Below are 23,730 nucleotides of genomic sequence, written 5' to 3' on the forward strand. Positions count from 1 at the left end.
CCTGTCAACTTTGCCGTCAATTTGATAGCCGGCTTAATTGCCTACTGCCACCAGCCCAAGAAGCCCTCCCTGATCAACGATGCTGCCTTGCCTGCTTAACCCGAACTCACGTTCAACAATTATCATTTCTTCAGGCTGGAACTGGTGGGCGTCGTCGAGACTCCAGTTGCGGAGATCGCCAGCTTTACCTTGTTGAACAGAGACAATAATATACGAGTACACTGACCACGCACATGCCCGATCGAATTCCGAAGGAATTGCTGAATGGTCGGGATGGGAGTGGTAAATCCCAATGATATCAAGTTGGCGATCGCGTCCCAGCTTTTGTACTTTTAGCATATCTTTGGGAGCGATCGCGTATCTGTCTCGCTTATCTGAACCCAGTTTGGCGGAACCTTCAATTTCTTGAAATACTTCTACTGCTTCTGCATTCCAGCGATTCTCGGTTGGCATAACTTCCACTACGGTTTTGCCATCTTCCGCCAGTTTACCCAGCAGTAAGCCGCAGCACTCTTCGGGATAGGTGCTTTCGGCATGGGTGCGGATGGCTTGCAAATGCTGAGGGTGGAGTTTTAATACTGCCAAGATGCCAAATCATCCTGCGCGAGACGTGGAACTATTGTATGCCACAGATGTCTCTCGTTTTGATTGTCTGACTATCTGCTTTTCTTTCACAACAGCCTTGCTTCTATAGGAATTTTGAAGAAAATCTTCTCTCTTCTCGCTGCTGCCTTGTCTATCAATTCGTTGAGATTGAAACGACAAATTTTATCGGGAATTCAATCAAAAATATTTTTAATTTCCGGAGGGTTGCTGTAAAATTCCAGAAGTTAATTGTATTGTTCTAAATTTCAGCAATATATATGGGCGCATAGATTCCAATTATAAAAAATATAGTACCAAAGCGAACAATATTTGTATAGTGCCAATTTCTTTAATTTTTAGCAGCGATCGCTCAATGCGTCAGTGAGCTTTACCTGCGCCCAGATACAGTTCTCCTACCTTCGGATCGTTCAAGAGTTCGGAGCCGGGACCTGTGAAGCGATCGCGTCCTGTATCCAGCACATAACCCCGGTGTGCCATGCCTAAAGCTTTCCGGGCATTTTGTTCCACCAGGACAATTGCTTTGCCCGTTTGATTAATCGCTTGAATCTGCTCAAAAACGTTATTGACCAATAAGGGAGACAGCGCCGCAGAAGGTTCATCCAGCAGCAACAGAGTAGGTTCCAACATCAAAGCTTTTCCCATCGCCAGCATCTGCCGTTCTCCCCCTGACAGAGTTCCAGCCCGCTGATGCCGCCGTTGAGCCAGAACCGGAAAGGTGGCAAAGATATGATCTTTGAGCGGTTGCAAAGGGACATTGCGAATAAACGCGCCCATCTCCAGATTCTCTTCCACTGTCAGCGATGGGAACACATTCGAGATTTGCGGCACGTAGCACATTCCTCGGCGAACAATTTGATCCGACTTTAAGCCAGCAATATTCTCGCCTTTGAAAGTAATTTTGCCTTTATGAGGGTTTAAAAGCCCAAAAATAGTCTTTGCTAATGTTGATTTCCCGGCACCATTAGGGCCAATTACGGCAACTAATTCACCTGGATATATCTTGAAATTCACCCCTTGAAGGATATCCAAATCTTTGACATATCCCGCCCAAACATCTTCAACTTCTAATAAAGGTTCATTAGTCATTCGTTCTTATTTATTATTTAATATTTATTTTTTATGGTTCATGATGTATTGCAATTCCTGCATCAACCATGAACCATGAATAATCAACAATTAGGGTGTTTTTTGCAAATCGGGGCGTTCTTCGGGGACAATTGCGCCTTCCACGGGGCAGACTTGTAGGCAGATGCCGCAGTCAATGCAAGTGGAAAAATCAATCCAGTACCAGTCAGTCCCCTTCGTGTTTTTGCCAGGTCCTTCGTGAATACAGGCAACAGGGCAGGCATCGACACAATCAGCGACGCCTTCGCAGGTATTAGTAACAATCGTATGCGGCACAGTGTTCTCTCTCTTGGGATTGGCAGACGGCTGCTTCTATAGCCTACCAAAGTCTTTTGAAAGCTGATAGCTGAAACGAGACTTTTTAAATGCAAAAATATGCAAATAAAGGTGAAATTTTGCAAGAAAAATCGCCTCCCCTTTGCGTACCTCTGCGCGTACCTTTGCGTTAAAAAATCTAACTCAGCGTCTCAATTTTAGTAGCACCCTCAGCTTCCACCCAGGCAATGCGACGGATGTGACGGCTACGGGCATATTCTCGCACATCTTCAGGCGATCGCTCCCCTAAATCCATTTCCACCCGTACCAGATGAATAGAATCTCTCAGGGTTTGGGCGTAGGCAAACGCTGCCAGATAGGCTTGGGGAGATGAAGGAACGACTAACCAATCACTCGCAGGCGTTTCGCGGGGCATCCCAGCCTTCGAGAGCAAGACTTGATATAAGTCTTCAATATTCAGCGCAAAGCCAATACTGGGGTAAGTTTGCCCCTGGGGATGATAGAGTCCCAGCAGTTGGTCATAGCGTCCCCCCTGAGCTAAAACCCGTGCTTGAGTGTCTGTATCGCTAACGACTTCAAACACAATGCCGGTGTAATAGTTAAAGGTTTGGATCAAGCTGAGATCCAGAGTCACGGGGAAGCTTTGCTGATGGGAACAGCCTTCACTGAGAAGATCGATCAGGGATTTCAGAGTATTGACTGTTTGCCGCTCAGATTCTGCTAAATCTAGCGTGGAAACTTGTTGCAGCACATCAGCAGGATGTCCCCGCAGCTCAAATAGAAATAAAGCTCGTTCTCGCAATTCGGGGGAAAGGGGCAGAGTTTCCAGTGCGATTCGATCGAGATGCGCGATCGCCCGTCGCACTTTTTCTTGCAGATGAACTGGAAACGGGGAAAAAAGCGATCGCGTTAACCCCGCTTCTCCCAAAATTACCTGCCACTGGCTTAACCCCAGACACTTCAAGCAGTCTCCCAGCAACAACAGCACTTCTGCATCTGCCAAGACACCCCCCGCACCCAACAGCTCTACCCCTGCCTGGTAAAATTCCTGCTGACGTCCGTAATTACTGCCCTGCGAACGGCGGAATACATTTGCGTTGTAGTAGAGGCGTTGCGGATAAGTAACACCAGCCATCCGCGTCACAGATGCACGGGCGATCGAAGCCGTCAGTTCTGGGCGCAGTCCCAGCGTCCCCTCCTCAGCATCCTGTATTTGAATCACTGTGGAGCGCTGGATTGCTCCGCCTGCCATCAAAGTATCCAACCGCTCTAGAGTGGAGGTGATAATCCGGTGATAGCCCCAGCGGTGATACACCTGCTGCAACCGATCTTCAATCCAGCTTTTTTGAGCGACATCGAGAGGCAGCAAATCCCTCGCGCCTGCCGGGGGTTGATAAACCATTCAGTCGTTGTTTTTTGTTAGTTGACAAGCGATTTTCAAGCGAAGTATTCACGATTAGCGAGTTGACGGTTTGACTCTAGCTCTCACCGAGAACTTCCAAACATCTAATAGCCGAGTTCCTAATCGAAGAAATCGCTTTCTTATTTCTTCTTACCAAACATACCAAATAAACCGCCTCCAGACTTATCCTCCGGCTTGCCCTGCCCTGGCTTGCCCTGCCCTGGCTTAGGCGGCGTCGTTGTCTTGCCACCCGCAACTTTTTGTGCCAGCTTGTCTAGTGCCTGTTTGCCCTCTATCCCAATCGGATCTTGAGGGTTTAATTTCAAAGCTTGGGTGATATGTACCTTCGCCATTGTCACCTTAGGCGGAGTTTGCTTCAAATAAACCATCCCTAATAAGCTATGGCAACGGCTATTGTTCGGCTCCATTTTCAGGGCTTCCCGCAACTCTATCTCCGCCTTCGCAAACTGGTTCTTCGTTATCAACTCATCAGCACGACGGAAATAGGGTTCCGCCACTGATGATGGTGTTGGTGTTGATGGCGGTGGGGGCGGCGGTGGGGGCGGCGATGCATTTCCGCCAGCAGCCCCCGTGACAGGACGTTTATCTGACATCATCGGGGTTGCTACCCCAGAACCCCCCTTCCGCCTCAGATAAACCATATTCAGTTCGCTGATTTGAGCCGTCACTTCTAGGACTTGGCTCAAAGATTCATATTGCGTTTGTGCTAGCTTTTGCAGTGCCGTTTTATAGGAATGCTCTAAATCGCCCCCCGCTTGAGCTAACTGTTTCGCGGTTTCACCTTGGGGTTGAGCGTTCGCCCCTTCCCCAGCCAAGCGCTTACCCATGCGCCCGACCATAACCACGTATTCTGCCCGCGTGCGATCCTGAGACAGTTGCTCGTAGGCAGGATTTACCAATTTTGACAACATCTGGCTGGCACGCTGTTTTTCTGCTTCGTTTTCAGCCTTGCAACTATCCGGATGCAATCTCCGGGCAATTTTGAGATACCGTTTGCGGATGTCATTGACGCCTGCATCTACTGGCACCCCTAAAATTGCGTGGTGGTCTGTGAAATCAAACTTGAACAGTCCACGGTCGATCCGAAATGACATAGCCCGCTGTCCCACCGTCAGAGCCGAATATTCTTTCTAATATACTTCCCTTGCGAAACCTATGTGTGACCTTGCTTACAGAGAAGCCTGATTTTTAGCACTTTGCCATCTACTTATTGCCATCTACTTAGAGGTGTAATTTGCAACAGTTCTTGACTGAGCTGTGGGTGTAGATAACCATTTGTTGCCAAAATCCGACCGGAATGAATCGCTAAAGGACTCCCATCATAGGCGCTGACTTTGCCCCCCGCTTCTTCCACGATTACCACTCCGGCTGCCAGATCCCAAGGCTGTAAACCCCTTTCCCAGTAGCCATCCAGGCGTCCGCAGGCAACATGAACGAGATCGATGGATGCGGAACCGCTGCGCCTGACACCCTGAGTGAGATGCGTAAGGTGACAAAATTCAGCGTAGTTATTGTCTGCGGTTTCGCGTCGATCGTAAGCAAAGCCGGTGACAAGCAAGCTTTTGCTCAACTCGGCTGTTTTGGAAACTCGGATGCTCCTCCGGTTGCAAGTGGCTCCTAAGCCTTTGGCAGCCCGATACAACTCCTGATGAAATGGATCGTAAACGACACCGACTTGGGGAACTCCGTCAATCAGTAACCCGATTGAGGCGGAGAAAAAGGGATACTGATGAGCATAATTTGTGGTGCCATCTAGGGGATCGATTGCCCAGAGGTATTCGCTGTTAGTATCTCCCAGTTGCCCGGATTCTTCTGCCAGGATTTGATGGTGGGGAAAATGGCGATTGATGACTGAAAGAATGGTGGCTTCGGCGGCTTTATCTGCTTCGGTTACGAGATCGCCTGGACGTCCTTTTTCTTCAACGGCTTCTAATTTGCCCCAGTAGCTTTGCAAGACGGCACCAGCAGCTAGCGCCGCCTCGGTGGCAATATCTAGAAAAATTTGCAGTTGGTCAGGGGTATGGTGTGTCATATTTGTGGCTAATAGCTAATGGCATTGAACAATGAATAATTAGCCATTCGCAATGAGCCGTTAGCGATTTTGACGCCGAAACTCTGCTGGAGTCCAGCGCATGGGTTTTTCTGGGTTCCAAATGCCCTTGCCCATAATTCGAGCATATTCTTGAGCGGTGGTGAGCCGTTGGTCATATTTGTTGTTGAGCGATCGCGGTACAAACACATACCCTTCTACCACCATCTGCTCGTTCAGCAATACCCCATCTTTCCACACATAAGCTAACCGGCGCTCAAACTGGTCTTTGCTCGATCCATCCGACTCTAACAAAACGGATTGTCCGCCAATCAACTGCTTGAGCCGCTCTTGAGCCGCCGATCCCCAAGGCTGCTGTTTCATGTCGGGTGCCTCGATTCCCAGCAGCCGCACTCGCTCTACCAAAGCGGATTGCTTGCTGGTATCCAGCACTTCCAGGGTTTGTCCGGTGACAACCCGCTCCACCTTCACGGTGACGCCTGTCGGAACTTCTTTCGCTTGGCAACCGACCAAGAAAAACCAAAAGCCAAAAGCCAAAAGGCAAAAGAGAAAATTCTTTTGCCTTTTTGTTTTTCGCGATCGCCTTTGGTTATTCTTCATCCAGCGGTAAACCGAAACGGACTTTGCCCTTGCCAAAATAGCGACCGAACTGGAGTTCGTAAACTTCATCCTCATCCTGAGTTTCTACTTCCAAGTCGGAGCGAGGATAACTTACGCATAGTAGAGCATAGCCTTTGTCGCGCAGTTGCGGAGAAAGCCCCATTGCTTCTGGCTGATGGATTTCCCCTGAGAGGACGCGCACGGCACAGGTGGTACAAGCGCCATTGCGACAGGAAAAAGGCAACTCGACGCTCTGATGCTCGACGCTAGATAGGATATAGCGATCTTCTGGCACCTGAAGGTCATGGTGAGTGCCGGTTTGGCGATTGCGTATCCGAATGGTGTGGTAATTCGTCATAGTTTTAGTGTATTATTAAAAATCGCAGCTTTGAGTTGCACATTTCAAAATAAATAAACCTCTGGAGAGGTGGCCGAGTGGTTGAAGGCGCAGCACTGGAAATGCTGTTTAGGGCAACTTAACGTGGGTTCGAATCCCACCCTCTCCGTTGAAAATCAAAACTCAGCATTGCTGAGAGGCTTATCGCCCTAGAAGTATCCTCTGGGGCGATATTTATTTTTGGGGAGCGCTTCAGTATCAGCGCGTGAATCCCCAGCAGAAAAAGCGATTGGTATTTGATTTTGCAGCAGGAGTGTTGACGTTGGTGGGGTAAGAGCGATCGGATTCAAATTTGACTAGAGAGAAAGACGCGATCGCGCCTTTTGAATAAATTAGAAGTGCCCAATAACAAACAATAAAAAAAGGGTGAGCATTGCCCACCCTAAGACGAATCAATTAACCAACAGCATCGTTTATTTTGCGGGTTGCGCCTTGTTTTGAACCAGCAGCCGCTCAAAACTTAGGGCAAACACTCCCAGCGTCACCAGTACGATGCCGAAAATTGATATCGGCTGTAAAGCATTCTGAGCGCTCGGAATAATCAAAAATGCCAAAACTGCTGTTAACACAGGGCCACTAGAAGCGATAATCGAGGCTCGTGCGGCACCCAAGAAGCGAACGCCAAAGTTATTTAACAAATAGCCCGCTAGAGTTAATATCCCCAAGACAACGCCGCCGATAATCAAACCCAGGCGCTTATCCGGGATGACCTGAACAGCCAAACTTTCTGGTAATGGCAACATCAGACTGATGCTAGCCAGGACAAAGATGGTTGTAAACTGAACCAAGCTGACGGGGACGGGGTGAAGCTTTTGAAAGCCAAGCTGCATAAAAATCAGGTAGAAGGCAAAGGCGATTCCTGAGGCGGCGGCGGTGCCAACTCCCACCCCAGAAATGCTTGCCACCCCACTATTAACCGCCGGGAAGATTTTAGGCCAAGCTGCGAGGATAACACCCAAGGAAATCGTGCACATCACTCCAACGCGCAGGAAGGTGGGGCGATCGCCAAAAAACAGCCACGCCAGCGGGACTGTAATAATTGGATACATAAACAGAATTGTCACTGCAACCCCTGGGCCAATTTGGGGGATGGCGATATAAATCAGGACTTGCGACAAAAACAGGAAGAAGCCACTCCCGACTACCGTTAAAAGTCCGCGCCGGTCTGGATCTAATAAAAACTTCTTAATATCCCTCCACACGTTGGGATAGAGAACGATGGCAAGTAAAGCCATTAAAGGCAGCACCACCATCATCCGGAACCACAAAATTAACAGCGAGTTGCCCAAACCTAGCTTGATGAATCCTCCCAAGGAAAACAAGTTAAAAATTTGACTTTCTCTGCCAATGATTTGGACAACCACGTTATGAACCGACAGCGCCACGGTAGAAATTAAAATCAACAATAACCCTAACTGACCTTGGGAGCTTGGTTTAGGTTGGCGTGGCGGTGGTAGCGGGGCAGCCGGAACCGAGAACGGAATCGCATTCGCTTCTGGAGGCTGTTTGCGATCGCTATAAGCTTGTCCTCCCACCTCTGACTCGGATGGTACTAATGGCAGCGCATCGCTTTCTGCTTGCAGTTGTTCGTGCAGGCGATTGACGAGAGTTTCTAAAATTGCTTCTCCTTGTTGCTCCAAGCCGTGCATCCGCGACAGCTGCTGGGAGAACGAACTTTGATAGCTGCTGATGTCTTGTTGCAGTGTTTTAAAAGTTGTTCTTAGGGTTGTATCCAAGGAAGAGAGGATTCGGTAGGCACTGTCGTTGTAGTCATTTGCCGAGGGCGGCAAATTGGCGCTGCTAGTGCCACCCAGCGGGTGATAGGAGCTACCTGGTTGCTGGGACAGCCGTTGCATCAGCAGATCTTGCAGGTGTTCTGCGATCGCTTGGGTGAGTTGCCCAACTAAATATTGCTGCTGATCCTGATCAATTTGTTCTTGAGGCAGAGAGCTTTGGGACGAGGGTAATTGCTGACGCTGAGCTTGTAGATGATTGATCTCATTGACCAACCGGGATTTCTCAGCCTGGAGTCGCTCAACGTCTTGATTCAACTGGACGATGAGATTTTGCTTCAGGTTCTCAAGTTCCTGCGTCATCGCCCTCAAAAGAGCCTCTGTTGCCGTAGCATTTCCGGTGTTGTGATTTTCCGGTAGATTGTCCAGTTGCCCCATTAGCGTATAACCTCGGTACGATTGGCTATAACGAAGTGTAGTTTTAACTTAGTCTACTTAAGTCTTGTTAGTATTTCTGATATTTTGGCAGATACACTTTCTGATGGATGTGATTTTGCTCAACTAGGTGTTGTTTCTCTGATGAAGGAAAGTGTTTGATGTTTTGTCATCAATCCTGACAGATTACTCCAAAATTCTGGTGATTTTTAAGAGATTTTTCTGGTGAATTTAATTTTGTTCTAGACTGTTGAATCTTGCAGTGACTGCAAGAAAAACTACTTAGACACTATCCTCCCTCGACATATTGAAGAACAAAGAGGGAGTTTCTTCTTCCCGCGAGCGAGAGACTTTTGGAGGGTTCAGACAACTTTTGCAAGAAGTCTAATATTTTGATCCCTAAAGCCCCAATAAAAGGGGGAAGAAAGTTCGCGCCACGTTTAGAAGCAGAGGTTTGAGCTTTGTAATACGCGGATGAAACAGCGCCGTGTCTCCCTGCCTGAAAGCCAATTGATCGCTGGCATTTAGGATCGAGTTTTTGGACGCGGACGCATTTTCCCCAACAGGGTAGCAGCCGCCGCCTAGAAACTCCTTCCAGAAAGAGTGTATCCCAATCGGGCAACCGGAGAGGGGATGTAAAGTTTTAAATTGAATCCATCAAGTGGAAAATTCCGAATTGTCCCCCTATCTGACGGATAACTAAAAAGATAATTGCCCCCAAACCCGCACTAATGGGAAGGGTAATTAGCCAAGCGAGTCCAATCGATTGCAGCGTTTGGAACCGGATGGATTTCCAGTCTTTGACTGCACCAATGCCAACCACAGCACCGACAAGGGCGTGGGAGGTGGAGACGGGCAAGCCGAGCCGGGAAGCAAGCAAGATGGTCGTAGCGGTTGCGAGTTCGGCGCAGAATCCACCGCTCGGCTGGAGGGCAATAATGCCTTCTCCAATTGTCGCAATGACTTTTTTGCCCCAGACGGCAAGACCGGCAACGATACCGGCACCGCCCAATACTAGAATCCAGAGGGGAATGCTAAAGCCAGTGATAGGAACGGAACCTGTGCGATTGATATAAACGATCGCCGCTAAGGGAGCGATCGCGTTGCCAACATCATTGGAACCGTGGGCAAAGGCGACGAAGCAGGCACTTAATAGCTGAAACCGTGCTAGCTGGCGCTCAATGGGATTGAGAATTTTAGATTGGGAGTTTGGGATTTCGCGGTTGTCCGTCTCATTGGCTCCCGCGATAACTCTTGTGTCTACAAGCTGCTCTGCTTCCTCGCGGGCTAATTGTCGCCAGATGAACCGGGTAAGGCCAACTGATGCGATCGCGCCAATCAACAGAGGGATATCGTGGGCAGGAAGGTTGATGCCGAAACGATTTGTCAGCCAGGTATCGATGGGTTGACTCACAGAGGGTAGAACAATCACCCCAAAGACGCCCAGCAACGTCACGCTCAACCAGGGGATCCATTCGCGCAGTTGAAAAAGTGGGTTGGGTTGATCGAGAATCCAACGCTTGACAACGCTGTAGAATAACGCGGCAATCGTGCCACTGATGATCGGCGTTATCACCCAGGCGAAGCTGATTAGACCAATTAATGACCAATCAATGGCACCGACACCCGCCGCCACCCAGCTAAAACCGGCGATCGCGCCGACTACCGCATGAGATGATGCGACTGGCAAGCCCAGACTGGTGGCAATTTGCAGCCAGACGCCACAGGCTATCAATACCGAAACCATGCCAATCAGTAGCATCTGAGGTACGGCAGCGAACAGTTCTGGATTGACAACCCCGGTTGCCAGCGTCTCCGATACAGAACGACCAAACAGCACGGCACCTGTAAATTCCAACACTCCGGCAATCACCAATGCCTGCCGTAGGGTGACAGCCTTCGATCCCACCGACGTTCCCATCGAGTTAGCAACGTCGTTTGCGCCCAGATTCCAGGCAACGTAGAAAGCTAGCAGGGCAACAAAAACAATCATGCCGTAAATATAGATATCGACACAGCTAGTTTATCCGGTGAGGGATAGGGGAGCGAACTGAGAAGTCAGCGTGCGGCTAACGCCTCGCTTCTCTAACGCGATCGCGCTGAGGGGAGAGGAAGCGGCGATCGGGATTTGAAGCGATGATTTTTACAAATCGAGGCAAAATTTGCGCGATTATCACTGCGGATACACGCGCCCAACTCTGTATAAGTATCTATTCAACGATTTGGGAAGACCGACTTCTCAATTGGAGCGGTGTGAGTTTAGTAGGGCTAATTTATGCGTTTTCCTCATGTTGCTGTTTGTACTTTAGCTGCTTTTGTGGCTGGAGGGATGACAGCCCAAGCAAGTGAAAGTCCGAGTTCCGAGGGTTCTCCCCAGGCAGCCGTGACCGATGAGGGGAGTGTTGCCACCCCGATGGTGACTCCTAGAAGTATGACAGCGATCGCTGCCCCAGAAATCCAACCAGAACCACGATTGGCATCCAGGCAGGAATTTGCGCGATCGCCTTCTCAGAATGCCCCAGGATTCGCTGCAAGGCAACTTCCGGCATTGACGGCTGCTCCCCAAACTGATTTGCAAGAAATCCCTGAAACTGCGGCGCTTCCCTCAAATAACCTCCTCTCCCAGTTATCAAGAGCTTCTGACATTAACCAGTCTGCATCTGAGGAATCCGGGAGGAAAGCTTCTGACTTAGCTTCCTTCCGAAACGGGGAAACTGTTAACGAAGCGGCTGTAAATGAACGAACGATACCCGGTGAAAGTGCATTTACATCCAAGGCTGAAGCACTGCGTCCAGATCGGGCGATCGCTAACTCGTCAACGGTACAAACCAGCCAGTTAATGGCAACGGAACCGAAAGCCGGGAATACCTGTGCCTCCCAAAGAACCAAGAACGTTAAATCCTTAGATAATGCAACTTATCAAGTTGCTCAAGAAGTAACCACACCGGCGACAGAATCCTGTCCGAGTCCGGAACCTGTTGCGCCGCTAGCGTTGCCAGCACCCATTGAGGAATTTGAAGCTTCCCCAGCCCTGAGTATTTATATCCCAGTTGGCTATGGTGCCGATAGAAACACCGCCTTTATCAGCGGCACCTATCAACCCAACGTGCGAGAAGATAGCGGTTCTGTAGGGGCTGCGGGAATCGGCATCGGCTTAGGCAATGCCGATAAAGCCGTGGGGGTAGAACTCTCCTACGCTTTAGCAACAAATGATAGCTTCGGCGAAGGTGGTTTTAATGGCAAACTGCATCGTCGATTTGGGGGAGATGTATCAGCAGCATTAGGCTGGAATGGATTTTTAAATATTGGTCACAACGACTTTGAACAATCCAAATATGGAGTTGTTACCAAAGTATTCCGAACGCGAGAATCTCTCAATGATGCTTTCAGCCGCGTTGCTTTTACGGTTGGTGTCGGCGATGGACAGTTCCGTTCCAACGGTGCGGTTGATGCTGGCGAAAACAATATCAACGTGTTTGGAAATTTGGCAGTTCGAGTTGTTCGACCTGTTAGTTTGATTGCGGAATGGACAGGACAGGACTTAGCATTGGGTCTTTCCATCGCTCCCTTCAAAAACTTTCCTTTTGTGATTACTCCAGCCTTGCGCGATGTTGCGGGTGCGGGTGATGGCTCTCGATTTGTATTAGGTGTTGGGACAGCATTGAAGTTTTAAGGAGGAGTACCCCAAATGCACACCATAAAATCTCTGGGTTGGGTTGTTGGCTTATCAATTGTGGCGCTGGGTATGGCTGCGCCTGCGAGAGCCGACCGTAGTTATTCTGATATCACGGGAACGAATATCTGGAACAATACGGCACCCGTTTTTGATACTGATGACAAGTTAGATCCGGAACTAACGGCAAATATTACCCGGCTTAACCAAGAGTCAGAAACAGCCTTTCAAGCCTGCGGGGCTGCTCTGACGGAACAAACTCCTGGTACCCGCCGGTTTACTCGACAGCCTCAAACACCACCCCCTGTTCCGCAGGCGTGTCAGCGTCTAGAGGAGTTAAGGACAGAAGTAGAAAACTTGAGAACGACTTTGCAGCAAAAAGACCTTTCCAGAGCCAACTCCGGTTTGCGGACTTGGTAGCGGTTCGGTTGTCAGTTGCAGAGTCATTTTAGTGTGAGCAGGAGCAAGAATACGATGAGGCAGATGAAGCGTAAAAACGGTAGAACCGCCGGGTTCAAGTGGCTGCTGGGAGCGATCGCGGCTGGGTTTATGGGCGTGGCAACGCCCGTTCACGCTGAAGATTTGTTTGGCAATGAAGCTGTCCAGTTCCCGGTGGATACGACGATTGAATTTGAATTCAAAGAGTCCCACGGAGCTTATCGATCAACGCTTGGCGTTGTCAATTTAGATACGGGTGAAGAGACGGTGCTGTTTCAGGAAGTCAAACCCTATGACGGCTTCGGAAGCGAACAGCCTCAGCCTTCCTCGCCCGGTCAAAATAATATTGGCACGGCAATCGATTTTCTGGGGACAGTTGATGGGGGAGCTGTAGAAAATCGACTCAGCGAATATACTTTTAAAGCGAATACCCGGTATGCTTTCTACCTGGAATCTGTTAGCCCTACAGGTCAAACTCGCCGCAGTGTCAGATCCACCACCAACCTAGCAGCTGCGTTTAATGGCAGATTGGATGGGGGCACGAACGAAGAAATTACTGGTGTTCGCATCGCCTGGGATGATACAGGGCTACCCCAACCAGGAAAAGATGAGGATTTCGATGACTTCGTGATTGAGGCGGGAGGTTTTCCACCCGTTCCCTGTCCGCCAATCCGCTAATCGACAATTTCATTATTTTGCTCCCCCAAATTTACCTCCTCTTTTTAAGGGGGTAAATTTGGGGGATTTTGTTGTGAGTCAATATCAATTAACGAGAGCGATCGCGCTGAAAAGAGATGAGGATGCGATCGCTAACTCCTACCTATTCCAACCGAGTATTATTGATGCTGCCGTGTCTCCTCGTCCGTAGCAGGTGGCAGAGCGAAATTGCCCCCAGAAAGTTTTGTTGTTGTATCAATATCTAACAGAAATAAGGTTAGAGAAGTTTCTGGTTGAGAAATGACAGCAACGTGACTGGCTATCCCTAGGGTATTAGCGTGACGAAAGGATTCGGGTAAGACTCGAATCGTGGATAAGGGTACATCTATCAAAGCGGGAACGGTTTCAACGGGGATACCATACAACTCTCTTTCGGTATTTTGAAGAACGATCAGGTAGGCTCCCTGAGGGGTTTCGTGGGTTGAGTTGGATGAAAATAACCGCTGCTGTAGATTCAAAACAGTCACTTCGCGATCGCCTACATGAGCAATACCGACTCCATTCAGTTCGCTGCCAAAAATTTGGGTAGAATTCAGCACTTTGTAGATAGACTCAATCCGCAAACCCAAGTTTAAGCTACCAATGCTAAACACAAGCACTTTAATAGCGGGTACAGACGCGGAAACATCTAACCGATCGAAATCTGGGGGGGTTGAGTTGATTAAAGTGCTGTTCATGCCTTTTTTTCAGGGGAAAGTAGGATTCATCCCTCCCGATTCACCCAGAGGGGTGGGGTGGGTTTCTGGACTGTAATTGATGTTTTTAAAAACATTGAGATGCTCCCATTATTATGAGCTACGAACGGCAGCTCCTAAAGACCCACTTTTTTCAAAAAGGGCTTTGAGGGCTGCTAAGAATTCTTGCTCTAAGTAAGGTTTGCTAAAGTAAGCACTGGCTCCCAAGTGAGTGGCTAATTGTCGATGTTTTTCACTGCTGCGGGAAGTCAGCATCGCTACGGGTATTTTTGATAGCTGCGGATCTTGACGACGATGGTTGAGAAATTCAAAGCCATTTAGATTTGGCATTTCTACATCGCAAACGACCATTTGAATGTTGGAATTTTGCTGTAACTGTTCGATGGCTTCCCGTCCATCTCTTGCTTGTAAAACGCGGTATCCTGCTTTTTGGAGTGTTAAAGCTAAAGTTTGTCTCAGGGTAATGGAGTCATCTACGATTAATATCAAAGGCGATTTAGCTGTGTTTACGGATACTTTAGTTTTGTCAATTGATGCAGTTTGGATGGGGGAAGCAGTTGGCAGATCGGTGAAAGTAGTCGTAGCGATCGCGTTCTTATTTTGCCCAACCATCTGGGTGAGAAGCGTTGCCCCATCAATTACCGGAATCAGGCTCCCATCTCCTAAAATCGTGCAACCGTAAATATAACTTGGAGGCGCGATCGCTGCACCAAAGGGTTTGATCACCAATTCTTGCTCTGTGACCAAGCGATCGATTTCTAAGGCAAGAATTTGGTTATCTCGGCGGATTAGCAGCATCGGTGGTGCCCAAGCTTCGGGAGTGGGAACGGCGACTAAAGCTTGGCTGGGAATTGATTCAGGCAACGGACAACTATAGTCCAGTAATTCTGATAAGTGATAGACAGGAACGATTCGCTTGCGCCAGTGCAAGAATCTCTGTTTTCCAGAGTGCTTCATCTGGTCAGTTTTCGGAATGACGATCTCTTCAATGCTGTCCGCGGGGAAGGCGTAAGCAGTGGAACCAACCAAGCAGACGAGTAATTTGGCAATCGTCAGCGTCAGCGGGATGCGTAAGGTAAAGGTGGTACCTTTTCCAGGCGTGGTCGTGACGGTGATGGTGCCTTTGAGCGATCGCAGTTGCGATCGCGCCACATCTAATCCCACACCTCGACCCGACAGTTCGCTGACTTGAGCCGCAGTGGAAAATCCTGGCTCAAATAGTAAATCTAAAAGTCGAGTGGTTGAAGTTGTAACCACTTGTTCTGGTGAAAGCAACCCCAACTCTAGTGCTTTCAAACGGATGCGTTCTAGGTTGACTCCTTGACCGTCATCCCGTACTTCAATAATCGTGTGACTCCCCTGATGATAAGCCTGAATTTCAATCTGACCCCGCTCCGGTTTCCCTTGCTGACGGCGTACTTCTGGTGGCTCAATCCCGTGATCGAAGGCATTGCGGAGCAAGTGCAGTAAAGGATCGTTGAGTTTTTCTAAAGCGGCTTTATCAACTAAAACTCCCGTCCCGCTTAATTTCAGCTCGACTGGCTTTTTGTATTTTGTGGAAAGGTCGCGCAAAACTCTAGGAAAGCGACTCAACACTTCGCGCAGGGGAAGCATCCGCGCCCACATCAAATCATCCCGCAAGTGGGCGATCATTTGACGTTGACTTTCTAAAGTTTGGCTTGACTGTCCAGCTAAGTGTGCCACATCCCCGACGATTTCTTCGAGTTGCACCATCTCTTCGAGGCTCTCTTGCACCATTGAGTGCAATGCTCCATAGCTGTCCATCTCTAGGGAGTCAAACGAAGAAGTTAGGGGTGTAGAGGTGCTGGAAGAAAGAGTATTTGGCTCTGTATTTTGCTCAGTTTCAGACGCAGGAAATCGCGTTTTTACATCCGGCTTTTCTGCTTTTCGAGGTATGAAAGTTTGCTGGTCTGACGCAATAGAATGGCGTTCTGGAGCCACTATCATCTGGTCTGATAAATCGCGCAGATGATTGGCGATTTCCTGAAATTTAGTAAACCGCCGCAGCAGTTCTTGCACCGTTGCTTGCAGTTGTTCGTTTTGGAGGAAAAGACCGTTTCGGTTAATGGCAAGTTCACCCACCAAGTTATTCATTCGTTCCAGTCGATCTAAGTCAACGCGAACAGAAAGTTGGGGAGTAGAATTGGTAGGGGCGATGGTTTCCTTCTTGTCTTTGGCAGCAGGCAATTTAGCGGGTTTAGAGGTTTTAGATCCTAGTTTGTCGATTTCAGCCTGAATTAGCTGAGGCGAATTTTCTGGGTTGGCTAGATTGACCGGAAGCTCGGTTACGGAAGGTAAAGTCTCAAATAATTGCTCGATTTTCTGAACAACTGCTTGAATATTCGTTGGGGATTTTGTTTCAATTAATTCTGAGTGTATTTCTGGAGCTGGCGGTGAAATAGTAACTAGGTTAGTTTCTTCAATAGCTAGCTCTAATTCAGGAATTTCCTCAACCTGCGCTATCGCCTCTGCTACTTCAAAAGAGGATAAATTTTCAATCTCTATCCCTGGTAAATTTGAGGCAAAACTACCAAAAACTTCATCTAGAGAAGGAGGGGAAGCGAGGATTTCTTCTTGAGCGATTAACTCAAATTCTTGATTTAGATTAGCTGCTGGTAGCGCCGGAAGTTTCAGCCCGTCGAAAGATGAATTATTATAAAAATCTGTAGTTTCTGCTGTTAATTTTGAATCCTTAAAAATTTTATCTGAAGTTTGTTTCTGTTTTCGCTCGTCTAAGTTTGGTTTGAGACTTTCCTCATCTGTAGTTAAGGTTAGATGCTCAGGTTCATCAACTTTGAGAAGAGGGAGTTGATTTTGAGTTGATAGGCTGGAATCTGAGAAATCAAGAATTTCGTCGAAAGCAGCGATAGAAGTTAGCGTTTCCCCTGGAATGCCTAACTCTGTTTCGGAAATTTCTTCAGATGTGAATAGTGCCGAAACGTCTAGGAAATCTTCATTGATTTCAGAAGGGAGGGCAGAGCTACCAAAAATATCTTCAATAGAAGAAAAGGAAAAGGAGAGCGCTGATTCCTCTTCATCTTCAGTCAGTGTCAGTAGCTCTAATTCGGGAGCCCGTTGGACGCCTGTAACCGTTGCTACGGGCGAAGTTTGAACAGGAGAAGTAGCAAGTTTTGTTAAAGTGGTAGAGGGAGAACCGCCAAGCGAGCGATCGCCTGCGAGTACGCCTTCTCTCCCTGCCTGAAAATCAGCTAATGCCAGTTGAGCAATCTGCAAGGCTTGTTCGGGATGAGCATCGAGCGCCGCCAAAGTAGTTTGCGCGATCGCTCCAAATCCTGGCAAACTTAATAATTCTGAGATTCCGGTAAATACATCAGCGAGTGCCCGCAATTCTCCGGCTACTTGATTGCTTTCAGGATGGGCTAAAACATGGGTGAGGCGCTCTAGTTCCTGCGCCACGTCCACTTCAAATATCGATAAGGTTATATCAATTCCCAATTCCACCGCATTGGGTAAAACTTCCTCTCCGGTGAGGAAATCTCCTAATTGTGCTTCAATTTTGGCAAACACGGGTTCGGCGATCGCGATCGCCTGTTCTGCGTTGAAATGACCCGCCAGAATCTGCTCCGTTAAAGGGAGGCGGAGACAATCATAGGCTTGCAGCAATAAGCTTTCTAGTTCGGCATCAATCTCTAACTCTTTGTTGTGGAGCGCCTTAAAGATGTCTTCAAGGCGGTGAGCTATCGTTTTGATTGTTTCGAGTCCCACGCAAGCAGATCCCCCTTTAATCGAGTGAGCCGCACGCATGAGACTGTGAATTTTAGCAGTAGTCCGCTCTGTCTTGAGCGTCAGCAGTTCCGATTCGATGACCTGCAACAGCTCTGGAGCTTCTTGAATGAAGAACTGATAGGCTTGGTCGCGGATATCAGAGTCGAGTGCCATAATACTGAATTGGTAATTGGTAATTAGGTAATTGGTAATTGGGGAATAGGCGTATGGGAATTGGGAATTGGTAATTGATAATTGGGGAAAAGGGGTTTAGTAATTGATAGTTGGCTGGATTCTTCCCATTACCAACTACCCATTACCAACTACCCATTACCAATTACCCATTACCAATTACCCCATTACCAATTACCCATTACCAATTACCCATTAGCTAACTTTAAATCGACCCACGTTTGCTTGCAGTTCTTGCGCCAACGCTAGCAATTCCTTAAAGGATGCCGATACATCGGTGGCTCCCGTTGAGGTTTTGGTGGCGATCGCTGCCACATCGGTCATGGTTTTGGTGACTGCATCGGAAGCTTTGGATTGCACGACAGCCGCTTGGGCGATCGCTTCCACCAAGGCGCTGATCTGGGCGCTGGCAGTCGTAATTTTGTTCAGGCTTTGGCGGGTTTCATCCACCAGTTTCGTCCCTGTAACGACCTGCTCGGTGCCCGCTTCCATCGCCGCTACCACCTCATTAGTTTCTGCTTGAATGCCTGCAACCAGCTTTTCGATTTCCGCCGTTGCTGCCGCCGATTGCCGCGCTAGCGATCGCACTTCATCCGCAACGACGGCGAAGCCTCGACCCTCTTCGCCAGCGCGTGCCGCCTCAATTGAAGCATTGAGCGCCAACAAGTTCGTTTGAGCGGCAAAGGTGCCAATTAGGTTCACCACTTTGGAAATCTTTTGCGAAGATTCGCCCAAACGCTTGACTTTTTTAGAGGTTTCTGCAACAGTTTCCCGAATCGCTAGAATCCCGTCCACCGTGCGGTTCATGGCAGCGTCACCCTCCTTCACAATCTGCGTCGCTTGTTGAACCGCAGCTTCCGCTTGTTCGGCATTGGCAGCAACCGCTCGAATCGAGGTGGACATTTCCTGAATTCGATCCAGAGCAGCTAAAATTTCCTCTGATTGCCGTAAAGCTTCTGCCGATAGCTCTTGAACAGAGACTTCATTGCTGCTGGTGGTTGCTGCCACTTGTTTGGCGGCGGTTTGCACCTGGCTAACAATTTTCCGTAAGCTACCGATCGTGGCATTGTAGGAGTCAGCAATCGTGCCGATTTCATCCTCAGTCACCTGCGCCCGAATGGTGAGGTCTCCTTTACTGACAGGATCGACTTCCAGCAGCAGTTCCAGCGCTCGTTTTTGCAGGGCTTCCTTGGCTGACCTTTGCTGTTCGGCATTTGCAGATTGTTGGCGGGTCGCTTCCTCTTGCGCCGCCAGCAAAGTTTGAATCTGTTCCAGCAGCGTCGCTTGGTTGAGGGCAATACCCACTTGAGTTGTCAACTGGGTGAACAAATCGATTTCACCCTTCTGCCAAATGCGAGTCCCCGAACATTGATGAGCAATCATCAAGCCGAATAGCTCGTTATCTACTACGATGGGCACGACCAAGTTAGCTTTGACTTGAAAGCGCTCCAACATTTTAATGTGACACTCGTTCAGACCCGCTTGATAAATATCCTCAATGGCACGAATGCGCCCTTTGTTGTAGCTTCCCCCCTGCGTCTCTTTCAAGCAGGTATCTTCGATTTTGACGCCTTGAGTGGGCATCCAACCCATCGCTACAGATTCTGCAATTACCGTCCCATCCCAGTTCGCATCGAAGCGATAGACGATTAAGCGATCTGTTTTAAACGCGCGTCGCACCTCTTCGACCGCTGTATTCAGAATGTCTTCCAGCTTCAGAGATTCCCGAATGCGGAGGGTAATCATTGACAAAAGTTGCGATCGCGTGGCTTGAGCTTCTTTCTGTTCCAGATAGCTGATGCGGTCTATCGCCAAACCAACTTGAGTGGACAACTGCGTGCAGATAGCGACTTCAGACTGCTGCCAAGTCCGAGGGGTTGAACACTGCTGGGTACACATTAAGCCCAGTAGTTTGTCACCGCTAACAATCGGGGTGATCACATTGGCTTTGATTTTTAATCGCTCGTACAACTCAACGTGACAAGGGGCGAGATTCGCTTGATAAATGTCATCGATAACAAACACGCGACCTTTGCGGTACAACTCTACCCCCGCCTCTGAGTCGGTGAAATAGGTATCTGCTACTTTCATGTTCATGCAGGTCGGTAATCCGGGCGTCACCGCTTCCGCAACTACATTCCCACTCCAGTCCGGGTTAAAGCGATACAAAAACACCCGTTCCGCATTCAGGATTTGTTGAGCGCCAATCACTGCTTTCTCGAAAACCTCTTTGACATCGAGAGATTCACGAGCGCTGTTGGCAATATCTGCAAACAATTGTGTCAAATTGGCTTCGACTTCTCGCTGTTTGGCTTCCGCTTCCTTCTGTTTGAGGAAACTGATTCGGTCTAAAGCTAAGCCGATTTGAGTAGATAACTGCGAGCAAAAATCTACTTCATACTGCTGCCAAGTCCGAGGAGTAGAACACTGCTGCGTACACATCAAGCCTAATAGTTTGTCACCGCTGACAATCGGGGTAATTACATTGGCTTTGATTTTTAATCGCTCGTACAGCTCAATGTGACAACCTGTAAGATTGGCTTGATAGATGTCATTAATGACAAATACACGACCCTTGCGATACTTTTCTACACCCACATTCGAGTCGGTGAAGTAAGTATCGGTCACGGTCATTTTCAGGCACGAAGGTAAGCCGGTTGTCACCGCTTCCGCAACAACATCTCCACTCCAATCCGAGTTAAAGCGATACAAAAACACCCGTTCCGCATTCAGGATTTGTTGAGCGCCAACAACGGCCTTTTCAAATACTTCCTTGACATCTAGCAACTCACGAGCGCTAGTAGCAATATCGGCACACAGTTGAATGCGCTTGGCTTCAACTTCTTGCTGTTTTGCTTCAGTTTCTTTCTGTTCTAAGAAACTGATTCGGTCTAGAGCTAAGCCGACTTGAGTAGATAACTGCGAGCAAAAGTCTACTTCATACTGCTGCCAATTCCGAGGAGTAGAACACTGTTGCGTACACAGCAAGCCTAATAGTTTATCACCGCTGACAATCGGGGTAATCACATTGGCTCTAATTCTTAATCGCTCATACAACTCAACGTGGCAATAAGTCAAACCAGATTGATAAATATCATTAATGACAAATACGCGACCATTGCGATATCTTTCTACCCCCACATTCGAGTCGGTGAAGTAAGTATCGGTAACAGTCATTTTTAGACAGGAAGGCCAACCCGGCATTACTGATTCAGCAACTACATCCCCACTCCAATCTGGGTTGAAGCGATATAAAAACACCCGTTCCGCATTCAGGATTTGTTGAGCGCCAACAACGGCTTTTTCAAATACTTCCTTGACATCGAGAGATTCACGAGCGCTGGTGGCAATATCAGCACACAACTGAATTCGCTTAGCTTCAACTTCTTGCTGTTTTGCTTCAGCTTCCTTCTGTTCTAAGAAACTGATTCGGTCTAGAGCTAAGCCGACTTGAGTAGACAACTGGGAGCAAAAATCGACTTCATACTGCTGCCAATTCCGAGAATTTGAACACTGCTGCGTACACAGCAAACCTAATAGTTTATCACCGCTGACAATCGGGGTAATCACATTGGCTTTGATTTTTAATCGCTCATACAACTCAATGTGGCAACCCGTAAGATTGGCTTTGTAGATGTCATTGATGACAAACACGCGACCATTGCGGTATCGTTCTACCCCTGCGGGAGAGTCGGTGAAGTAGGTATCCGTGACGGTCATTTTTAAGCAGGAAGGCCAACCTGGAGCAATAGATTCCGCGACGATATCTCCACTCCAGTCTGGATTGAAGCGATACAAAAACACCCGTTCTGCTTTGAGGATTTGTTGAGTTCCTTGAACGGCTTTCTCGAAAATTTCTTTGACATCTAACGATTCTCTAGCGCTGGTGGCAATATCGGCACACAACTGTAATCGCTTGGCTTCAACTTCTTGTTGTTTAGCTTCAACTTCCCGCTTTTGCAAATAGCCAATCCGATCTATGGCTAGCCCTAATTGAGTGGACACCTGGGTACAGAAATCGACTTCAGACTGCTGCCAAGTCCGAGGATTAGAACACTGCTGCGTACACATCAAGCCGAGTAGTTTGTCTCCGCTAATCAGCGGGGTAATTACATTGGCTTTGATTTTTAATCGCTCATATAATTCAATGTGGCAAGGGGTGAGATTGGCTTTGTAGATGTCATCAATGACAAAAACGCGGCCCTTCCGATAGAGTTCTACTCCCACCTTGGAAGAGGTGAAGTAGGTATCAGCTACCTTGATTTTCATGCAGGTCGGCAATCCGGGCGCTACCGCTTCGGCAACAACATAGCCACTCCAGTCAGGATTGAAGCGATAGATGAATACTCGTTCTGCATTCAGGATTTGTTGCGTGCCTTGAACTGCTTTCTTGAATACTTCGTGAATATCAAGAGATTCTCTGGCACTGGTAGCAATATCGGCACACAGTTGTAATCGCTTGCCTTCAACTTCTTGCTTGCTTAATAAGTCTTTAACTCGTGCCACCAAGTTATTGAAGCTGACAGCTAGAGTTTGGGTTTCAGTAGTCCCGCGAGGTTCAACGTAGGCATCCAAATTTCCAGCAGCAACCTGCTCTGATGTACCCGTCAATTCTTTCAAAGGAGCAGACCAGCGACGTGCTAAACTCACCACAATGCCTGCACCTACGGCTCCCAAGGAAAGAAAAATTAGGACAAAAATTAGTCCATGCTCATTTCCAGCCGCAGCAATTTCCGAAAGTTCAATTGAGGTGACACTGACCAAATCGATGCCAGGAACTGCGGCAAGGCTATACTTTCTGCCGTCCCGATCGAATGAAGTACTCAGAACTAATTGTCCCTCTTGGCGAACGTAAGGGACAATGGTAAGTCCCTGGAGTTGACCTGTAGTGGCAACGTAGCTTGGTTTTTTCCCAAGGGGAGCGTTTTCCCCAAAATTAGCCTTTTGTACTTCTAGTTCGGCTAACAGAGCGGTGGCTGTTTGTAAAACCGCATCGCCACCCAACACTTCTTTCTGCGCGATCGCTCCGTTAGATGTAATGGTACTAATAACGGCTTTGCTTGCCGGAGCCAAAATCTGAATTTTTTCAGTGTTACTCAGTCCCACATGCTCCAACGGCACCGCTAGTTCGTCAAAGTTAGCAGCACGCGCAACATCAATAGTTAAGGAATTTTCTGTCAAAGACGACGAAATCAAAGCATCCTTGACCTTTACGCCAGCCAAGTTGGAGGATAGCAGCGCGTCATTCCATAATTTCGTCTCGGTGCGCCCAGATGCTTGATAATTCGTCATCCCCCAGCTCACGATACCTGCGATCGCTAGCGGTGCTAGTACCACAGGTAAGATTGTCCTCAACAATTGGCTGCGGAGCGTGGGACTTTTAGATAGATTCAGTTGTGGAGACGGCGGGTTAAGCTGGTCTTGCTCTGTTTGCTCTAGCTGCTCTTTTCCCTTGTTCTCTACCTTTTGCTCAAGATTTTGAGAGCCGTTTAAATCTTGTTGGTTCGGAATGAGCTTAAGAGGAGGGGGTTGATGGCTAACACCTGTCTTGCGACCCCGGAGACGACGCTTAATATTGGCTTTTGTTGTATCTGATTGAGGATCGGAAGGCGTCTTCATAGTT

General features: G+C 48.3%; 15 protein-coding genes, 1 tRNA gene and 2 pseudogenes. 5 read left to right on the top strand and 13 right to left on the bottom strand.

Annotated elements, in window-relative coordinates:
* Positions 1-99: pseudogene (locus NC996_RS17235) on the top strand (IS982 family transposase); the annotation flags it as partial.
* 69 nt (positions 100-168) lie between these two features.
* Here NC996_RS17235 and NC996_RS17240 read toward each other — a convergent pair.
* From NC996_RS17240 to NC996_RS17275, 8 genes and pseudogenes are all read right to left on the bottom strand, one after another.
* Positions 169-585, bottom strand: a pseudogene (locus tag NC996_RS17240) (M67 family metallopeptidase); the annotation flags it as partial.
* Positions 586-963: 378 nt separating this feature from the next.
* Complete coding sequence (locus tag NC996_RS17245) at positions 964-1,692, bottom strand: ABC transporter ATP-binding protein (protein ID WP_190534160.1); 729 nt, start codon at positions 1,690-1,692, stop codon at positions 964-966.
* Positions 1,693-1,782: 90 nt separating this feature from the next.
* A complete protein-coding gene (locus NC996_RS17250) occupies positions 1,783-2,007 on the bottom strand; it encodes a 4Fe-4S dicluster domain-containing protein (RefSeq protein ID WP_190414753.1) in 225 nt (74 codons plus the stop codon).
* 178 nt (positions 2,008-2,185) lie between these two features.
* Entirely contained in the window at positions 2,186-3,409 is a 1,224-nt protein-coding gene (locus tag NC996_RS17255) for an ATP phosphoribosyltransferase regulatory subunit (protein ID WP_190534162.1), read from the bottom strand.
* A 140-nt stretch (positions 3,410-3,549) separates the two neighbouring features.
* On the bottom strand, positions 3,550-4,524 hold the full coding sequence (locus NC996_RS17260; RefSeq protein ID WP_190683626.1) for a J domain-containing protein: 975 nt from the start codon (positions 4,522-4,524) through the stop codon (positions 3,550-3,552).
* A 113-nt stretch (positions 4,525-4,637) separates the two neighbouring features.
* A complete protein-coding gene (locus NC996_RS17265) occupies positions 4,638-5,462 on the bottom strand; it encodes an inositol monophosphatase family protein (protein WP_190683630.1) in 825 nt (274 codons plus the stop codon).
* A gap of 60 nt (positions 5,463-5,522) precedes the next feature.
* Positions 5,523-6,080, bottom strand: a complete 558-nt coding sequence (locus NC996_RS17270) for a thermonuclease family protein (RefSeq protein ID WP_190527456.1) — start codon at positions 6,078-6,080, stop codon at positions 5,523-5,525.
* Complete coding sequence (locus NC996_RS17275; RefSeq protein WP_190414758.1) at positions 6,070-6,438, bottom strand: 2Fe-2S iron-sulfur cluster-binding protein; 369 nt, start codon at positions 6,436-6,438, stop codon at positions 6,070-6,072. The genes NC996_RS17270 and NC996_RS17275 overlap by 11 nt, the downstream gene beginning before the upstream one ends.
* A 63-nt stretch (positions 6,439-6,501) precedes the next feature.
* On the opposite strand from NC996_RS17275, the gene NC996_RS17280 reads away from it, so the two are divergent.
* A tRNA-Ser gene (locus NC996_RS17280) sits at positions 6,502-6,586 on the top strand.
* A 304-nt stretch (positions 6,587-6,890) separates the two neighbouring features.
* Here NC996_RS17280 and NC996_RS17285 read toward each other — a convergent pair.
* Both NC996_RS17285 and NC996_RS17290 read right to left on the bottom strand, forming a co-directional pair.
* Positions 6,891-8,648 carry an EamA family transporter gene (locus tag NC996_RS17285; protein WP_190683632.1) on the bottom strand — a complete coding sequence of 586 codons (1,758 nt, stop codon included), beginning with the start codon at positions 8,646-8,648 and terminating at the stop codon, positions 6,891-6,893.
* 640 nt (positions 8,649-9,288) lie between these two features.
* Positions 9,289-10,638, bottom strand: a complete 1,350-nt coding sequence (locus NC996_RS17290; RefSeq protein WP_190414760.1) for an inorganic phosphate transporter — start codon at positions 10,636-10,638, stop codon at positions 9,289-9,291.
* A gap of 282 nt (positions 10,639-10,920) precedes the next feature.
* On the opposite strand from NC996_RS17290, the gene NC996_RS17295 reads away from it, so the two are divergent.
* From NC996_RS17295 to NC996_RS17305, 3 genes are all read left to right on the top strand, one after another.
* Entirely contained in the window at positions 10,921-12,318 is a 1,398-nt protein-coding gene (locus NC996_RS17295; RefSeq protein ID WP_190683635.1) for a hypothetical protein, read from the top strand.
* A gap of 15 nt (positions 12,319-12,333) precedes the next feature.
* Positions 12,334-12,738, top strand: coding sequence for a hypothetical protein (locus NC996_RS17300; RefSeq protein ID WP_190527464.1), 405 nt, complete (start codon positions 12,334-12,336; stop codon positions 12,736-12,738).
* Positions 12,739-12,801: 63 nt separating this feature from the next.
* Entirely contained in the window at positions 12,802-13,434 is a 633-nt protein-coding gene (locus NC996_RS17305) for a hypothetical protein (protein ID WP_242032559.1), read from the top strand.
* A gap of 158 nt (positions 13,435-13,592) precedes the next feature.
* Here NC996_RS17305 and NC996_RS17310 read toward each other — a convergent pair whose 3' ends face one another.
* The 3 genes from NC996_RS17310 to NC996_RS17320 form a co-directional block, all read right to left on the bottom strand.
* Positions 13,593-14,150, bottom strand: coding sequence for a chemotaxis protein CheW (locus tag NC996_RS17310; RefSeq protein ID WP_190683638.1), 558 nt, complete (start codon positions 14,148-14,150; stop codon positions 13,593-13,595).
* Between the two features lie 111 nt (positions 14,151-14,261).
* On the bottom strand, positions 14,262-18,089 hold the full coding sequence (locus NC996_RS17315) for a response regulator (protein WP_190683641.1): 3,828 nt from the start codon (positions 18,087-18,089) through the stop codon (positions 14,262-14,264).
* A 213-nt stretch (positions 18,090-18,302) separates the two neighbouring features.
* Positions 18,303-23,726 (bottom strand): GAF domain-containing protein, encoded by a 5,424-nt coding sequence (locus NC996_RS17320; protein ID WP_190683643.1) that lies wholly within the window; start codon positions 23,724-23,726, stop codon positions 18,303-18,305.
* Positions 23,727-23,730 lie beyond the last annotated feature (4 nt).

It is taken from the genome of Trichocoleus sp. ST-U2 (assembly GCF_039961875.1).
Classification (GTDB): domain Bacteria; phylum Cyanobacteriota; class Cyanobacteriia; order Cyanobacteriales; family FACHB-T130; genus FACHB-T130.

Excerpts from the sequence above, each read along its gene's own strand:
- NC996_RS17245 (WP_190534160.1), bottom strand. The coding sequence starts at position 1,692 with ATGACTAATGAACCTTTATTAGAAGTTGAAGATGTTTGGGCGGGATAT.
- NC996_RS17255 (WP_190534162.1), bottom strand. The coding sequence starts at position 3,409 with ATGGTTTATCAACCCCCGGCAGGCGCGAGGGATTTGCTGCCTCTCGAT.
- NC996_RS17260 (WP_190683626.1), bottom strand. The coding sequence starts at position 4,524 with ATGTCATTTCGGATCGACCGTGGACTGTTCAAGTTTGATTTCACAGAC.
- NC996_RS17265 (WP_190683630.1), bottom strand. The coding sequence starts at position 5,462 with ATGACACACCATACCCCTGACCAACTGCAAATTTTTCTAGATATTGCC.
- NC996_RS17270 (WP_190527456.1), bottom strand. The coding sequence starts at position 6,080 with ATGAAGAATAACCAAAGGCGATCGCGAAAAACAAAAAGGCAAAAGAAT.
- NC996_RS17275 (WP_190414758.1), bottom strand. The coding sequence starts at position 6,438 with ATGACGAATTACCACACCATTCGGATACGCAATCGCCAAACCGGCACT.
- NC996_RS17285 (WP_190683632.1), bottom strand. The coding sequence starts at position 8,648 with ATGGGGCAACTGGACAATCTACCGGAAAATCACAACACCGGAAATGCT.
- NC996_RS17290 (WP_190414760.1), bottom strand. The coding sequence starts at position 10,638 with ATGATTGTTTTTGTTGCCCTGCTAGCTTTCTACGTTGCCTGGAATCTG.
- NC996_RS17295 (WP_190683635.1), top strand. The coding sequence starts at position 10,921 with ATGCGTTTTCCTCATGTTGCTGTTTGTACTTTAGCTGCTTTTGTGGCT.
- NC996_RS17300 (WP_190527464.1), top strand. The coding sequence starts at position 12,334 with ATGCACACCATAAAATCTCTGGGTTGGGTTGTTGGCTTATCAATTGTG.
- NC996_RS17305 (WP_242032559.1), top strand. The coding sequence starts at position 12,802 with ATGAAGCGTAAAAACGGTAGAACCGCCGGGTTCAAGTGGCTGCTGGGA.
- NC996_RS17310 (WP_190683638.1), bottom strand. The coding sequence starts at position 14,150 with ATGAACAGCACTTTAATCAACTCAACCCCCCCAGATTTCGATCGGTTA.
- NC996_RS17315 (WP_190683641.1), bottom strand. The coding sequence starts at position 18,089 with ATGGCACTCGACTCTGATATCCGCGACCAAGCCTATCAGTTCTTCATT.
- NC996_RS17320 (WP_190683643.1), bottom strand. The coding sequence starts at position 23,726 with ATGAAGACGCCTTCCGATCCTCAATCAGATACAACAAAAGCCAATATT.